Annotated in this window: 12 protein-coding genes; all 12 read left to right on the top strand. The window is 42.8% G+C overall.

From position 1 onward, the window contains the following. Nucleotides 1–113 precede the first annotated feature (113 nt). The 12 genes from FXV77_RS16455 to FXV77_RS16400 all read left to right on the top strand — a co-directional run bounded on the left by FXV77_RS16455 (nucleotide 114) and on the right by FXV77_RS16400 (nucleotide 16,937). Nucleotides 114–1,382 (top strand): MFS transporter, encoded by a 1,269-nt coding sequence (locus FXV77_RS16455; protein ID WP_148920333.1) that lies wholly within the window; start codon nucleotides 114–116, stop codon nucleotides 1,380–1,382. 39 nt (nucleotides 1,383–1,421) lie between these two features. After that, nucleotides 1,422–2,816, top strand: a complete 1,395-nt coding sequence (locus FXV77_RS16450; protein WP_148920332.1) for an FAD-dependent oxidoreductase — start codon at nucleotides 1,422–1,424, stop codon at nucleotides 2,814–2,816. After that, on the top strand, nucleotides 2,813–3,745 hold the full coding sequence (locus FXV77_RS16445; protein ID WP_148920331.1) for an endonuclease/exonuclease/phosphatase family protein: 933 nt from the start codon (nucleotides 2,813–2,815) through the stop codon (nucleotides 3,743–3,745). Before FXV77_RS16450 ends, FXV77_RS16445 begins: the two co-directional genes overlap by 4 nt. A gap of 104 nt (nucleotides 3,746–3,849) precedes the next feature. Further along, nucleotides 3,850–5,100 carry an MFS transporter gene (locus FXV77_RS16440; RefSeq protein ID WP_148920330.1) on the top strand — a complete coding sequence of 417 codons (1,251 nt, stop codon included), beginning with the start codon at nucleotides 3,850–3,852 and terminating at the stop codon, nucleotides 5,098–5,100. 28 nt (nucleotides 5,101–5,128) lie between these two features. Then, complete coding sequence (locus FXV77_RS16435) at nucleotides 5,129–6,142, top strand: NAD(P)-dependent oxidoreductase (RefSeq protein ID WP_246162497.1); 1,014 nt, start codon at nucleotides 5,129–5,131, stop codon at nucleotides 6,140–6,142. Nucleotides 6,143–6,144: 2 nt separating this feature from the next. Further along, nucleotides 6,145–7,593, top strand: coding sequence for an FGGY-family carbohydrate kinase (locus tag FXV77_RS16430; protein ID WP_148920329.1), 1,449 nt, complete (start codon nucleotides 6,145–6,147; stop codon nucleotides 7,591–7,593). Between the two features lies 1 nt (nucleotide 7,594). Next, on the top strand, nucleotides 7,595–9,028 hold the full coding sequence (locus FXV77_RS16425) for an FGGY-family carbohydrate kinase (protein ID WP_148920328.1): 1,434 nt from the start codon (nucleotides 7,595–7,597) through the stop codon (nucleotides 9,026–9,028). Further along, nucleotides 9,029–9,625 (top strand): histidine phosphatase family protein, encoded by a 597-nt coding sequence (locus FXV77_RS16420; protein ID WP_148920327.1) that lies wholly within the window; start codon nucleotides 9,029–9,031, stop codon nucleotides 9,623–9,625. Nucleotides 9,626–9,659: 34 nt separating this feature from the next. Then, nucleotides 9,660–10,538, top strand: a complete 879-nt coding sequence (locus tag FXV77_RS16415) for a glycerophosphodiester phosphodiesterase family protein (protein WP_148920326.1) — start codon at nucleotides 9,660–9,662, stop codon at nucleotides 10,536–10,538. A gap of 57 nt (nucleotides 10,539–10,595) precedes the next feature. Next, nucleotides 10,596–13,829 (top strand): SusC/RagA family TonB-linked outer membrane protein, encoded by a 3,234-nt coding sequence (locus tag FXV77_RS16410; RefSeq protein ID WP_148920325.1) that lies wholly within the window; start codon nucleotides 10,596–10,598, stop codon nucleotides 13,827–13,829. Nucleotides 13,830–13,839: 10 nt separating this feature from the next. After that, nucleotides 13,840–15,654, top strand: a complete 1,815-nt coding sequence (locus FXV77_RS16405) for a RagB/SusD family nutrient uptake outer membrane protein (RefSeq protein WP_148920324.1) — start codon at nucleotides 13,840–13,842, stop codon at nucleotides 15,652–15,654. An 11-nt stretch (nucleotides 15,655–15,665) separates the two neighbouring features. Further along, nucleotides 15,666–16,937 (top strand): BACON domain-containing protein, encoded by a 1,272-nt coding sequence (locus FXV77_RS16400; RefSeq protein ID WP_148920323.1) that lies wholly within the window; start codon nucleotides 15,666–15,668, stop codon nucleotides 16,935–16,937. Nucleotides 16,938–16,939: the final 2 nt, after the last annotated feature.

Below are 16,939 nucleotides of genomic sequence, written 5' to 3'. Positions count from 1 at the left end.
GTTAAATTTTTAACATCTTGAAGTTAAAAGTAATTTTATTTTAATTTTATTTTGTTTAATTATGTTTTATTTAGTTATATTCGGTATATCAAAAACGCTACCGCCAAATTTCTATGTCAAAACCTATATTTCAAATACACCCCAATCGACGAAGATGGTTGATCATCGCTGTCATATTTTTGGCTATTGTCTTTAATTATTATGATCGCCAGATTGTTTCTATCCTGAAGCCAATGTTAAAGGATGAATTTGAATTGGGAGATGAGGGATATGCATTGGTTTTGAATGTATTTACGGTTTTCTATGCATTAATGTATCCTGTTTCGGGGTGGTTGGTTGATCGGTTTGGCGAAAGGAAAATTATGCTAATTGGTGTGTTAGGATGGTCTACAGCCTGTTTGGGAGGTGGCCTATCCAGAACGTTTGGCTCCTTTTTGTTTTTTAGAGGATTGCTAGGGGCTGCGGAGCCGACGAACTTTCCTGCACAACTGAAAGTAATTACCGTTTGGTTTTCGGGAAAGCTTCGTGCTACTGCTAATAGCCTATGTGTTGCGGGGAGTTCGGTAGGAGCGATTATTGCGCCTCCTATAGTTGCGTGGCTGGCTATACAATATGACTTCCATACCGTGTTTATTGTTGCGGGCATTGTAGGATTTATCATTGCATTATTGTGGTATCTAATATATATAGAGCCGCCTGCGGAAATATTTAAAGAAGCGGTAAGTGAAACAAGGGTGGATGATTCAAAGATTGGTTTTTCCTGGGGACAATTGTGGGGGCGAAAATCGCTGTGGGGCATTCTTCTCATTCGGTTTATAAGTGATCCCGTTTGGTATTTTTGTCTTTTTTGGCTTCCAGGATATCTACAAGAAGAATCGGGTTTGACATTGGCGCAAATAGGTACGTTTGGTTGGATTCCGTTTTTAGTAGCGGATATCGGCGCCATCGGTACCTCAGCATGGTCGGATAAGATGGTGAGGAAAGGGGTGAAACCACTAAAAGCGCGGAAAATTATGCTGTCATCCGTAGCTGTTCTCGCCCCATTGTGCTGTTTAACAACCTATGTGCATAATCCTTATCTTACGATTTTGATTTTTGCGCTAGTTGCGGTGGCGTGTTTAAGCTGGCTCTTTACCGTTAGTGTGGTTATCGCCGAAGCATTTCCCGTAAAGAACGTCGCATCTGTACTTGGAATAGCAGGTGGATTTGGTGCATTGGGTGCTGTTCTTTTTAATTATTTCGTCGGACAAATGATGGGATCTGTCGATGCAAGTACCATATTTGTTGCGATGGCTTTTATGCATCCATTAGCGGTATTGGTATTGTGGACAATGGTCAAAAAGGAAGCTCCCGCGGACATAAAACCGATAGAGGTTAGGTGAAATGAAAACGAAATAGATCGTATATAAAAAAGTGTAAATATGGAAAAGCTAAAAACAATCATGGAGCCGGCGAGGCAAACACCGGTGAGAATGGAAGTGGATGTATTAGTTGTAGGAGGAGGGCCCGCAGGTATCATGGCTGCGCAGGCAGCTTCTGGAGATGGGGTGCGTGTAGCTTTAATAGATAACCGAAGTTTTGTAGGTGGAAATATGACGATCGGTTTGCCCATTTTGGGTTTTTTAGGGCAAAAAGGAAACCAGATTATTAAGGGGCTGCCGCAGAAATTTATTGATAGACTGAAAGAAGTGAATGCGGCATCTGAACATAGGCCGTGCCCATTACACATGAGTTTGACCTTGGTAGAACCAGAAGCGGTAAAAAATATCGGGCTAAAAGTATTGGAAGAGGCAGGTGTTAAGGTACTGCTCTATGTTTTTTCTGCCGGAGTGGTAATGGACGGGAACGAACTCAAGGGTGTCATTATTGAAAGCAAATCTGGTAGAGAGGTGATTTTAGCCAAAACGATTGTTGATTGTACCGGCGATGCGGATGTAGCTTTCCGTGCCGGCGTAGAATGCGATCAAGGCAATGAATTAGGCGGTGTACAGCCGCCAACGTTAATGTTTTGTATGGGTAGTGTGGATACCGAAAAATTACGTGTGAGTATCGCTAAAGAGCCCCGTACTTATTTAACCGATTTTATTCCTGCCGAATATTTTGGTCAAAATAATCAGTTTATTGTTGTAGGGTTGCGCAGTGTGATGCAAAAAGCGCGGGAGGCAGGTTTTAATTTGCCGGTAGAGCGTACCATCTTGATTACAGGATTGCGGGAAGGGGAGATTTGGGTGAATATGTCTCGGGTTAATGGCGTAGATGGTACCGACCCGGAGAGTCTCACCTTTGGAGAAATGGAGGGGCGCCGACAGGTACAGGAAATCCAGCGTTATCTTAAAGAATTTGTGCCTGGATTTGAAGAGGCTGTCTTTACCAAGATGGCGCCCTTTTTAGGCATACGTGAAACCAGAAGAATCGTAGGTAATTATGTGTTGACAGCAGAAGATTTATTAGACCAACGCCGTTTTGAGGATGCAATAGCAGTCGCTAGCTATCCTTTAGATATTCATCATCCCGAAGGTGGAGATTGTACACTAACTTGGTGTGGAGATAGTTATGATATTCCTTATCGTAGCTTAGTGCCCCAAAAAGTGAAGAACTTATTGGTGGCCGGTCGTTCGATTTCGACTACACATGAAGCGATGTCGGCTATACGTGTCATGGCTCCCTGTATGGCGATGGGAGAAGCAGCCGGTAGAGCGGCTAAATTAGCGATAAAACATCAGGTCTCGCCTGGGGATATTGATGTAGACGAATTGCGGACGGAATTGTTGAAGCATGATGTCTATTTGGGGGAAGAAGAAAAAATAAACAGATGAAAAAGAATAACCGACGACACTCTCGGCGTATATTCCTGCAGTGTGCGGGAACCGCTATGGCTTTGCCTTTTTTAGGTGGAATAAAACTGGAGGCGAAGGATTTGTCTGTAGTAAAGAATAGCTTAAAAATATTGACGTGTAATATCCGGGTAGATCTAGAAGACGATGCGAAAAAAAGAGTAGGATGGCGTGATCGCCGAGAGGCCTGTTTGCATATTATAAACCAGCAGGAAGCAGATGTCATCGGCTTTCAGGAAGTTCTCAAAAATCAGTTTCTAGATCTGAAAGAAAACCTTAAAGAATTTTGGGGAATTGGATTTGACGGGCCTGAAATGGATCAACATACCACGGGATATCATGGTATCGCGAAAAATCCGATTTTTTTTAGAAAAAAGCGTTTCGAATTATTAGCGGCGGGCGGATATTGGCTTTCAGAAACCCCGCTCGTAGCGGGTAGCATGTCATGGGATTCGGCGCGCGCTAGAAATGCTGCATGGGTGCGTTTGTTGGATAAGTCTACGGGGAAAGAGTGTAGGATAATAAACTTACACCTGGATCATGTTAATAAGGAAGCTAAGTATAAACAGATAGAAGTTGTGTTAAAAGAATCTGCTCAATATCCATCTGGTTTTCCGCAAATTCTCGTGGGAGATTTTAACGCTTCCGTTGAGACGCCTGTTGTGCAAAGTGTATTTAAATATGGATGGAAAGACTCTTATGCAGAAGTTAACGGCGATGAAGAACCAGGGTATACCGTGCATCTTTTTAAGGGGGAGAAGTATGAAAAGAAAGATGTCGGTAAAAAAATTGACTTTATTTTTACTCGAGGAGGTATTAAAACCGAGGCCTCCTCTATAGTGAAAGATGCTTATAACAGCAGGTATCCCAGCGATCATTATTTTGTTGAATCTACGCTTGTTTTCGATTAGGAATATTAAAAATAGTTTTATTTATGTTTTATTTTGTTTAATAAAGTTTTTTTTTGTTACATTTGATTTGTGTTCACATGCGAATACCATTATAAATCTTTTTGATGATACAGAACCAAAATCTATTAAACAAAGCAGGACTGCCTAGACATTTGGCATGGGGCTATTTAGGTGTTTTAATTTTCATGATGGGAGATGGTGTAGAACAGGGGTGGTTAAGCCCTTACCTCATCGAGCACGGGATGAATATCCAGCAATCTGCTTCCCTTTTTACCGTATATGGTATTACCATTGCCATTTCATCCTGGTTTTCAGGAGTCTTGGCGGAGAGCTATGGGCCACGTAAAGCGATGCTTATGGGCTTACTCCTGTATATTATTGGAACCATCGGGTTTGTCGGCATCGGAATGGCAAAACTGGACTATGGAGCGATGTTATTTTTTTATGCTATTCGTGGTTTTGGATATCCGCTATTTGCCTATTCGTTTATGGTGTGGGTTACCTATCGTACCCCACAAAATATGTTAGGAAGAGCGGTTGGCTGGTTTTGGTTTGTTTTTACAGGAGGATTGAATGTGCTTGGTGCTTATTATTCCAGTTGGGCAATAGGACGTTTAGGATATGAAAACACGTTGTGGAGTTCCATATTATGGGTTTTGGTGGGGGCGTTTTTTGCCTTAGTTCTCAATAAAGATAAATTTGAAACAAAAGCTTCCCAAGGATCGAAATGGAAGGAATTGGCTAATGGGCTTACCATTGTGAAAAAAGAACCTAAGGTGTTGTTGGGAGGGATTGTACGGGTGATTAATACAACAGCACAGTTTGCATTTCCGGTATTTCTTCCTTTATACATGGCGGAGCATGGCTTTACAACAAAAGAATGGCTGCAAATATGGGGAACAATTTTCACGAGTAACATCATCTTCAATTTGATTTTTGGCTTTGTGGGCGATCGGATGGGCTGGCAAAACACGATTATGTGGTTTGGTGGCGTGGGGTGTGCCATTACTACCGTGTTGTTCTACTACTCGCCAATATGGTTTGATGGTAGCTATTGGGCAGTTATGGCATCAGGCGTGGCGTGGGGTGCGTTACTGGCTGGATATGTGCCTTTATCGGCTTTGGTTCCTTCATTGGTAAAGGAAGACAAGGGAGCGGCGATGGCTATTTTGAATTTAGGTGCCGGACTCCCTGTATTTGTAGGGCCGGCACTAGTTGGTGTTCTGATTGGTACAATAGGTAGTGCTGGCGTTATTTGGGTACTGGCGGGGCTTTATGTATTGAGCGCTATCTTAACCAAGTTTATCACCATAGATAAAGTAGCGGAGTCGAAAGAAGTGAAAGAAATTGTATAACGAGAATAAGATTAAACATTAGCGGATAATGATGAAAGTATTACTGACTGCGCCTTATGAGAATGAGAAAGCGCTGAGAGAATTAGAGGGGTTATTTGATGAAATTATCTACAGATCGTGGAAGCCTCATGGACGGGCGTATAATCCAACCGAATTGAAAGCTTTATTGAAAGAAACAAAAGCAGATGCATTGATATCCGAGCATGATGAAATTACAGCAGATGTTTTGCGCGCTAACCCGCATTTAAAATTTGTGGGCATCTGTCGAGGTACACCTTCCAATATTGATTTGGCTGTTGCTACCGAGCTGGGAATTCCGGTTTTCAATACACCGGCAAGAAATGCACAAGCGGTAGCCGAAATGTTTATTGCGAATGTGATTACACTTATGCGGAATACGATGCCTGCAATTGATTGGCTGGAAGGCAAGAATTGGGGTGAGGGGGCACATACATCTTATCTTCAGTTTAAAGGAAATGAGTTGGCGGGAAAAAAAGTAGGCATGGTCGGATTTGGAGCAGTAGGGCAGTATACAGCACGGATGTTGTTGAGTTTTCCAACAGAGATTTTATACTATGACCCTTATTACGAGGATCCTAATCCTGTGTTTAAAAAAGTGGAATTAGATGAGTTGTTTTCCGTGTGTGATGTAGTGGGAATCCATTTGCCAGTTACGGCTGAAACCAAAGGCATGATTGATAGAAAGTATCTTTCTCTGCTAAAGAAGAATGCCATTTTTGTGAACACCGCCCGTGCTACGGTGGTAAATAGGGAAGATCTTTTAGAGTTGTTGGAAACAGAACAGATTCGTGGAGCTGTTTTGGACGTGTTTTACCATGAGCCTCCCGATGAAATAGATTATAAGATGATTCATCATAGAAATGTGTTAGCAACACCACATATTGCCGGAGCAACGCACGAAGTGGAGGATCACCACGCTTTTATTATGAACAACAACCTGCGGGCATTTTTTCATGAAGGCGATAAAACTATCAAACAGCTTGTCAACAAAGCGGTTTTGGAAAAACAAACAACAAACTGACTATGGCACAAAAAGAAGCGTATTTAATCGTCGATATAGGTACTGGTAATGCCCGGGTGGGCGTAGCGACACCGACAGGCGACATACTAGCTATAAAAAGGGAGAATGTACAGTATCATGCCGATACGAAGTACGAGGAATCCATTTATTTTAGTCCGGAGGCGTTGTGGCAACAGATTTTAAAATTGGCGACAGAGGCGCTGTCGGATGCAGGAGAAGTTTGTATTAAAGCGGTCACAGCCACGAGCCAACGCGAAGGAATCGTTGTGGTCGACAGGGAAGGGATGTCCTTGTTGGGTATGCCTAATATCGATCATCGCGGCCGCAAATGGGAGGAGGAACTGACACAAAAGGATCGGGTTTATGAACTGTCAGGACGTTATCCCACATCCCTGTTTTCTGTATATAAGCTGATTGGTCTCCGTAACGTATATCCCGACTTGTTTGAAAATACGACCTGTTTTATGAGCATTAGCGATTGGATACAATTTAAGTTTTCGGGTGTTACGTGCTATGAGCATTCACAGGCGTCAGAAACGTTATTATACGATGTGGAAAAGAAACAGTGGTCTGCAGAACTCATAGCGCTATTTGATATCCCTAATGATATTTTCCCCGCGTTGAAACAATCCGGAACGGTATTGGGAGAAATACTTCCGGATGTCTCCCAAATATTGCATATCTCAACAGAAGCTGTTGTGGTAGTAGGTGGTGGCGATACGCAGTTGGCGATACGCAGCATGGAGCCATCGACAAACGACCTGGTCATTGTTTCCGGAACGACTACACCCATTATCAAGATTGTGGAACGGTACGTTAAAGATAAAAATCAACGTACATGGACGAGCAGACATATTGACGAATCCCATTTTATTTTAGAAGCTAATGCTGGCGTTACAGGCTTGAACTATCAGCGCTTGAAAGAGATTTTCTATCCGAATGAAGGTTATGACGTGATCGAACGGGAATTGGATGATACCAGTTATTCCCAGTGTGTAGCATCTTTGGGGTCGTTGATCGCCGATGAAGATGAACCATTGACCAAGGGTGGATTTATTTTTAATGCACCTGTCTCACATCAGCTTACTCGTGGAAGCTTCGTGTTTTCCATTTTATGGGATATTGCCTGCTCTATTTATGAGAACTATAAATTCCTGTGTGATGTTTCCGTACATCAGGAAAGCTATATCTGGGCATGTGGAGGTGGGATAGAAAGTAGGAAGCTGAGACAGTTTTTAGCAAATCTACTTGGCAAGAGCATCCGGATTCGGGCTACATATCGACAAGCGTCAGTCTTGGGTGGCGTTTTTGTTTGTAACGATGCGCTCGGAATAGACAATGCAACACCGGTATTGTTGGACGAAACATTTCCAGAAGACCATGAACAATTTGAACAGTTATACGTGGAGTGGAAGAATGCCCGCAAAACCTTTAAACAAATCATATCCTAACATGCGGGCATATTTTATAGGGATAGATATCGGAACACAAGGAGCCAGGACTGTTCTCGTTGATCAGCGAGGAGCATTGATCGCTTCTGCTTCCCGTTCTTTTGTCTTAGACGAGCGTGCACGAGAAGAACAGTCGCCTACCATTTGGTGGAATGCTGGTGTAGAACTTCTTGATGAAGTTTTGAATAGTTTGCCGGCAGATTTTGATAAATCAGCCATACGGGCTGTATCCGTTACCTCGACATCCGGTACGGTTATTCCTTTAGACCAAAATAACCAGCCGCTTCATAATGCTATTATGTATAGCGACGGACGGTCTGCTGAACAAGGAAAACGTATTCAGAAAATAGCTTTGCGACATGTGAAAGACGGCTATACCGGATTTAATGCTTCCAGTGGTATCAGTAAGATGCTTTGGTTTATGGAGCGTTATCCCGACAAAAGAAACCGTATTGCCCTATGGATTCACGCGTCAGATTATATGGTCGGCAAGTTATCGGGGGTTTATAAAACAACAGATTATACGAATGCATTGAAATCGGGATATGATGTTGCCAATTTAAAATGGCCGGCGTATATAATCGATGAGTTGGGATTGAAGAAAGAATGGTTACAAGCGGTAGTTCCATCGGGTACGGTGGTTGGACGGTTACAGGAGGATTTAGCTACCCGTTGGGGGCTAAAAGAGATAGAAGTGGTCGTCGGGATGACGGATGGTTGTGCAAGTCAAGTGGCATCCGGTGCGGTTAAGCCGGGGGATTGGAACACGACTATTGGCACCACGTTGGTTATAAAAGGCGTAACAAGAAACCAAGTGATTGATCCACTAGGAAGGTTATATAGCCATCGACACCCCGAAGGGTACTGGATGCCGGGTGGTGCAAGCAACACGGGAGCAGATTGGATTACTGTTGATTTTTCTTCGGATATATTACAATGGAATCAGGCAGCAGAGAAATTAATACCTACCGGTAAGATTGCTTGGCCTTTGCTTCAAGACGGCGAACGGTATCCGCTATCGGCACCACACGCGCGAGCGATTGTGCCGGAACAGGCGTCTAAAGCGGAATTGTACGCGGCAAACTTGGAAGGCGTGGCTTGTATTGAACGGCTTGCCTACGAAATTATTGAAGAGCTCTCCGGCGAAAAAGTTGCTGCGGTGTATACCGCAGGAGGTGGTAGCAATAGTGATGTGTGGTTAAAGATAAGGGCGTCAATGTTAAATGTACCTATCTATAAATGTAAAGCTGCAAGTGGCGCATTAGGTGCTGCGATTATGGCAGCTTCCAATACATATTATCAATCCGTCATAGAAGCAGCTCCGCAGATGACTACAATGGAAAAAGAGGTTTACCCTGACGACCGATTGGTTGTTCGGTATGAAGATCAGTATCAGCAATTTAAACAGAAACTTAAGGTATTAAATTATTTATAAATGGTTACGATTTGTTTGCTCAGACATGGCGAGACGCTATTCAACGCCGATGGGAATAGATACTGTGGACGGACGGATATTCAGCTGACAGAAAAGGGTGTTTCTCAGGCAAAAAGAATGTATGAATTGTTGGAAGAATACCGCTTTGATGCTGTTTATTCCTCACCACTGCAAAGAGCCCGAAAAACGGCAGAAATTGCTTCCGGTAACACTAAAAAAGTATGGGTTGACGATCGTTTGATAGAGGTCGACTTTGGCGAATGGGAAGGGCTACGTCCAGAAGAATTCCAAACAAAAGATCCCGAATCTTGGGAAAACTGGTTGGCAGCTCCTGAACGTTTTCCCGCAGGAAGAACCGGAGAGACGGCTATGCAGGTGGTTTCCCGGCTACAATCCTTCTACAATGAGCTGATCGAGAAATATAGTGGTAAAACCGTTTTGGTCGTTGGACATAATGGGGTTAACCGATTGTTTTTAGCGAGTCAATTAGGGATGCCGTTAAAAAACTATAGACGCTTGGTTCAAGAAAATTCAGCGCTGACACTACTCACGTTAACACCACATCACGGTTGTCAATTGCTAAAGTTAAATACTTAAAATAAATAGATTTATTCATTAACAAATTTATATTATGAAAAGAATTCTATATCCTACTACGCTCTTCTTTGTATGTATATTCATCTTCTCCTCTGTAACCGCACAAAAACTTCATAAACTGAACTTTAACAATGTGGAAGAGATGTACGCGTACTTTAGGTATGTGCCCGGTAAAAAGATTATTAGCGGACACCGCGGAACAATGGAGCAGGGGCTTCCGGAAAACTCCATTGTAGCCATGAATGGGGTGTTGAAACATACCCCGGCGATTTTTGAAATAGACCCGCGTTTATCCAAAGATGGTGTGCCGGTTATGGTTCACGATGCAACCTTAGACCGTACAACGACCGGAACAGGGAAAGTTGCCGATTATACTTGGAAAGAGCTTAAAAAATTGCGGTTGAAAGATCATGATGGTAATCCCACCAAATATCGTATCAATACCTTAGACGAAATGATCAAGTGGGCGAAGGGAAAAACAATCCTAAACCTGGATAAAAAAGACTTGCCTATGGAGGTAACGGCTGAAATAATTCGGAAGCATAACGCCTACAAATGGGTATGGGTTACGGTGCATAATGTGGAACAGGCGAGGTTCTACCTAAATAAAAACCCCAATCAATACCTGTCCATGCACATAAAGGATAAAAAAGCATTGGAGGAGTTTAAAGCTTCCGGACTTCCCTATAATAGGATGATTGTCTATATCGGCCCTGAAATAAAGGAAGCTAACCAAGCGATGTATGATTTTTTTAAATCCAAAGGCGTGATGTGTATGATATCGACTGCGCCAACGTATGATAAACTACCAACGAAAGAAGAGCGCGCAAAGAAATACCGTGCTGTATTTGCCGATGGTGCTGCAGTGTTAGAGTCTGATTTACCTATCGAGGTGAGTGAGGCGATAAAATAGGGTGGCTGATTTCTGATGGATGTGAATTAACTAACAAAGAATTTAACAAAAACGTGTATGAAAAAGAAAATCTATTTACTCAGCATCCTGGCGATGATTTTTATGTGTTCTTATGCACAGCAAACCAGGACTGTGGACGGCGTTGTACTTGGAGCAGATGGGGCACCACTACAGAGTGCTACGGTATCGGTTTCTAAGGGAGTAACGACAACAACAAATCCAAGCGGGGAGTTTTCTGTAAGCGTAAATAGAGGGGACGTAATTACCGTCAGCCTCATTGGATATAAAGAAGAGATATTCTTTTATAAAGATGAAAAGTCCTTACGATTTGTACTGACTGCAGAGGAGAAAAATCTGGATGAAGTAGTGGTCATCGGGTATGGTACAGCGAAGAGAAGAGATTTGGTAGGAGCAGTAGATCAGATCAGCGGCGACAAGTTACAGAACAGGGGAAACATGAATATTTCTCGTGCCTTGCAGGGGCAGATGCCGGGGCTGAACATAAGCATGAGAGATGGTAAGCCATCTAGAGGCGCAACATTGAATATCCGTGGACAGGGTAGTATCGGCGCTGGTGGCTCTGCATTGATTTTGATAGATGGTGTCGAGGGAGATATGACAACGGTAAACCCGGATGATGTAGAAAGTGTATCGGTTTTAAAAGATGCGTCTTCGGCGGCTATTTACGGTGCCAGAGGTGCATTTGGGGTTGTTTTGATTACCACCAAAAGGGCGAAGCAGGGCAAACCGAGAGTCAGCTATAGTGGCGGATATACAGTCAATGATAGGATTGTGAAAATGGAAAATAATATCGTTGACAATGGATTGGAGTGGACGGATGGCTGGTATAAAGCCTATATGGAAGGTATGGATCTAGGTACACCTCCTGCGGGGATTAATAATGTTTTTAAATATTCGACGGATTGGTACAATGAGCTGGTAAAACGAAATTCGGACGATTCGTTTGAAAAGATGCGGGTGAATAGCCTTGGGGAGTATGAATATTTCGGGAATACGAATTGGTTTGATATTATCTATAAAGACTATAATTTAAGCAGTGAGCACAACGTGTCTGTAACGGGAGGAGGCGATAACGCTAATTATTATGTCTCGGGACGAGTCTACGATCAAGATGGGATATATAATGCGGGTAACGAAAACTATAGACAATACAATTTCCGTGCAAAAGGAGAGGTTAAAATTTTACCTAATCTGGTGCTGAATAACAATACAGATTTCATCCGTCGTAATATCCACCAGCCGATGGTGATGTACGATAGGCAATTGTTACCGCGGATGTTGGAACACCAAGGATATCCCATGACCTTGGAGAAAAATCTCGATGGTACTTGGACGGAGGCAGCTGTGTACATGGGCTGGGCTGGTTTCGTAGAAGGTACATCTTATCAGAAAAACAACAAGTTCGATTTGCGCAATACGACTACGTTAACTTATGACATTATACCCAATAGCCTAATTGCAAAAGCAGACTTCACCTATCTTTATAATCACTCAGATAGAACCCGTGTGGAGAATATGTATGATTTTTATACAGGGCCGGCTATCATGAAATCCAGACAAACATTTAGCTCTTTGGAAGTTTGGAACTATACCAATCAATACATAGCATCCAATGCTACATTGAACTATATCCCCCAATTTAATAATGAGGACCATTCTTTGAATATCCTTGCAGGATTTAATATCGAAGAAAAAATAACGAGAAACCAAATGGCATACCGAAGAGGTCTGCTCTATCCGGATAAACCAAGCTTTGCATTGATGGATGGTGATTTTTATACCCTCAACCAAACGGGTGAGGAATGGGCTTATGCCGGAGCTTTGTTTAGGGTGAATTATAACTATAAAGGAAAATATTTAGCAGAATTCAGTGGGCGCTACGACGGGTCGTCGAAATTCCCAACAAATCAACAATGGGGATTTTTCCCCTCGGCTTCCGTGGCATGGAGAGCATCGGATGAATCTTTCATCAAGGATAATGTCAATTGGATTTCGGATTTGAAATTTAGGGCTTCGGTAGGAAGTTTAGGTAATGGAAATGTGGATCCTTTTCTTTTCATTCCTACAATGAATATTGCACGGACCTCCTATATTATTAATGATGGATTGGTACCCTATACGTATATGCCGGCTAATATCCCAGAATCGTTAACATGGGAGCGCTCCACGACTTATGATGTGGGAGTAGATTTGAATGTGCTTAATAACCGGATGTCTTTGGTATTTGACTATTACCAGCGCTATACGACAGATATGTTTACGCTCGGGCCGGAGTTGCCTCATGTATTTGGTGCAACAGTGCCAAGAGGTAACTATGCGGACTTGAAAACTAAAGGTTGGGAGGTTTCGCTGGAATGGAGAGATCAGTTTTCTTTGGCGGGGAAGCCATTCAATTACGGTGTGAGAGGGATGTTGTGGGATAACAGAAGTTGGGTGACAAAGTTTAATAACAATGAAAAACTGTTGTCTATGACGTATTACGAAGGTATGGAGATAGGCGAGATATGGGGGTATTCTGTTGGAGGTTTGTTTAGAGACCAAGATGAGATCAACAACTATGGTGTGGACCAATCTAGGATTCCTGTATCTGGTAGCAATATTTTAAAACCTGGTGATATGAAATTTCTAGATTTGAATGAAGACGGAGAGATCAATCAAGGTGCGAATACCGTGGGCGACCCAGGAGATCAAAGGATTATCGGGAATTCATCAATCAGGATGCAATACGGATTTCACGTAAATATGTCTTGGAATAACATCGGGTTAAGTGCATTTTTTCAAGGAGTAGGTAGGAGAGATTGGTATCCGGCACGGGAATCAGCTTATTTCTGGGGACAGTACAGTAGACCTTATGGTTATATGTTAAAAGAGCATGTGGGTGATAATGTCTGGACGGAAGAGAACCAAAATGAAAATGCTTACTGGCCGCGCTATAGAGGATATTTAGCTCAAAATGCGAACAGAGCTATGACCGTGACCAATGATAGGTTCTTGCAGAATGCTGCCTATCTAAGGTTGAAGAACTTTCAAATCGATTATACGTTGAGGCAATCCTTTGCATCCAAATATGGATTTCAACAAGTAAAAGTTTTCGTTTCGGGCGAGAATGTATTTACCTGGTCTCCACTTTACAAACGTACAAAAAGCTTCGATCCGGAGGTTATCCATGCAGGGGACACAGACTTTAGATCTACCTCAGGTACTGATGGAGATGGGTATGGTTATCCAATGCTAAGGACATTTTCATTAGGGTTAAATTTAACATTGTAAACAACGAGATATGAAGAAGATATTTTTTCTATATGGTGTGCTGTTAATAGGGGTAACAACATCATGCGAGAAATTTTTGACAAGGGAGCCGGAAAACGAAATAGGTTCAATAAACTTTATGACAAAGGAGGCCGATCTGGAGCTGTATGCCAATGGTTTTATCCAAAGACATATGCCTAGTGAGGAAACGTTGGCTTGGGGAGATCAGTATAGTGATATTACAGCGACGAGAACTTCTACTGCTTTTTTGATCAGAGATACATGGACGGCTGATTTGCAAGGTGGATGGAGTGGGGGATCGAGCGGTACATGGTCCGAACTGCGAAACGTAAATTATTTCTTGGACAATCTACCCAAGGCCCGAGCTAACGTGTCAGATGAAGTCTACCGACATTATGAAGGAGTTGGACGATTTTGGAGAGCATATTTCTACTATGGGATAGTACAGACTTTTGGAGATGTACCTTGGTATGATAAAGCGCTAGAAGTCGATGAGGAAGAGTTACTTAAAAAACCGAGAGATAGCCGGGAATATGTCATGCAAAAAGTACTGGAAGACTTGAGTTTTGCAGCTGAAAATTGTTCTACGGATCCGAGATATGTAGCGAGTTCAACCGTGATTAATAAATGGGTGGCTTTGGCATTCAAATCTAGAGTTTGCCTATTTGAAGGAACATATCGTAAATACCATCCCAAAAATCTTTCTACTGAGAAAGATTGGGAAGATGGCGATCAAGGTGCGAATCTATTTTTGAGAGAGGCGGCGAATGCAGCACAAACCTTAATGGATGCACAGGTGTATGGGTTGGTGAATAATCCTGCTAATGTCGGTACACAATACCGATCATTGTTCACTTCGGAAGCACTGAATACCAGAGAAGTTATTTTGGGCATCAAGTTTCAGACAGATGTACGTATGCACTCCATGACCTGGAAACTTTTCTCCGCTTCCTTTGGTAATAACTGGTCGTTAACCCAGGATTTTGTGAACCATTATCTCCACTTGGATGGCTCTCGTTTTACTGACGACCCAAATTATATGACCAAGAGCTATCAAGAGAATTTTGTAAACCGCGACAATAGACTAAAACAAACCGTTGTCGGTCCGGATTATGAACGGAGGGTAGGTGGCACAGTCAGGAAAGATGCACCGAATTTTGCACTGACTTCTACAGGCTACCAATTGATCAAGTGGGCTATTGATGATGATGTGCATGTGGGTATTGCCACATCCTACAATTCGGCTCCCATGTTCCGTTATGCAGAAGTGTTGCTAAACTATGCGGAAGCTAAAGCTGAACTCCGTGAATTTGGCATACCGGAATGGAATAATTCTATTCGGCTATTGCGGGAGCGTGCTGGTGTCAATGGTACTCCACCTACTTCGGTGGACTCCTATTTGGCTAATTATTACCATAATATATCGGATATGTGGTTATTGGAAATTAGACGGGAAAGGACAGTAGAGTTAGCACATGAAAACCTACGATATGATGATCTGATGAGATGGAAATTGGGTGATAAGACTGCACAGACTTGGAACGGGATTTATTTTGCTGCGAAAGACACACCTTATGATTTGAACAATGACGGAATCATGGACGTGGCTGTTGTAGATGCAGAACCTCCTGCGGCTTCTAGAGTACCGGGTGTAGTTTATGTTGTATTAGGTTCGACTTATAGACTGACAAATGGCACATCGGGCAATTTAGAGTTCGGATTTCAGCAGAACCGCGAATGGTCCGATAAAAAATATCTGAGACCAATTCCTACTACCGCTTTACAAATGAATGAGAATCTTAAACAGAACCGTCACTGGGAGTAAACTATATTGTTATGAAGAATTTTTATTATATGGGGATAGCTGGATTGTTATTCTTTTTCGTACTCTCGTGCTCGAAAGATGAAAACAGCGCACTGTTTTTAAAACGAGATACAGATCAGCTTAGTTTTGCTTATGAAGAATCTAACGAAACATTTACCGTAAGGGCAAATGGCTCCTGGTCTATTGATTTGAGCGAGGCGGATTGGGTGTCCGTAGACCCAATAGAAGGGGTGGGCGATGGAGAGACGGTGCAGATCGTCAATGTAACAGCATCCCGGAATGTAGGGGATATGCGAAATGGTATTATCAAGATTGTATCCGGAGAAAAAGAGGCTTTAATTAATATCAGCCAAGAGGAAGGCAAGGTAATCTTCGGCACACCCTATTTCACGGCTGGACTGGTCTCTAACTTTCCCTTGGAAGACACTTATCTTGTGATACCTTATAATAAAGGAGGTTTAGAAGAAGGGGTCTCGGTAAGTACCCAAATTAGCGGTATCGGATCTGCTGGTATTCAAGTGTCTAATACCGACGTGGATATGTCTTCCGAAAACGGAGAAGTAAGGTTGCCGATTACCGGAACGCCGACGACAGACGGGCAGGTTACTTTCAACATACAGATTTTAGGTCAGACATTGATTGTGAATACTGCGGTGAGAGAGCAGGGTAACAACGACCCGATAGGTACGGTATATTTATCACAGGATTTTGATCTTTTGGTGTTAGGAGGGGATCATGTAGGAAATGCTCAAGGATTACATTTGGTGGGGACCTGGCCTACAGAAGCAGGACTGAGAGTGCTTCCTCCAAATCCAGCATATGCTGTCAGCGGTACGCGGAATACAGATGGTACAGGAGATTATTTTGCGACAATGCATCCCACGTTTGTAGCTTCCAGGGGATTAGAAGGATGGACGGGTCTAAGAGTGTACGAAAGACCTGGTTACATTAAGATAGGCACAGCGGCTAGTCCGGACGGATATTTGGCTACGCCGCCACTGACTGCGATAGCGGGTTGGGCAGATGTGAAAGTGAAATTTACCGCAGCCAGATGGAGTGAAAGTGGGTCTTTGGATCCCAACGCTACCGTTACGGTGCGCGTATTGAACGCCGGTACATCGGATGATGCCAATCGCGAAATATCTTTGACTCCAGGCTGGACGGATAAGGAAATCATCGTGGAGGGCGCAACAGCAGAGACGGTAATTGAGTTTAGAGCCAGAAATGCAGGCAACGGTAGATTCTTATTGGACAATATTGAAATTTCTAAAGTAATTAAATAGTG

This window comes from Sphingobacterium phlebotomi (assembly GCF_008180195.1).
Lineage (GTDB): Bacteria > Bacteroidota > Bacteroidia > Sphingobacteriales > Sphingobacteriaceae > Sphingobacterium > Sphingobacterium phlebotomi.
The sequence above is the reverse complement of the archived record's forward strand: the minus strand, read 5'-3'. Positions and strand labels throughout refer to the sequence as shown.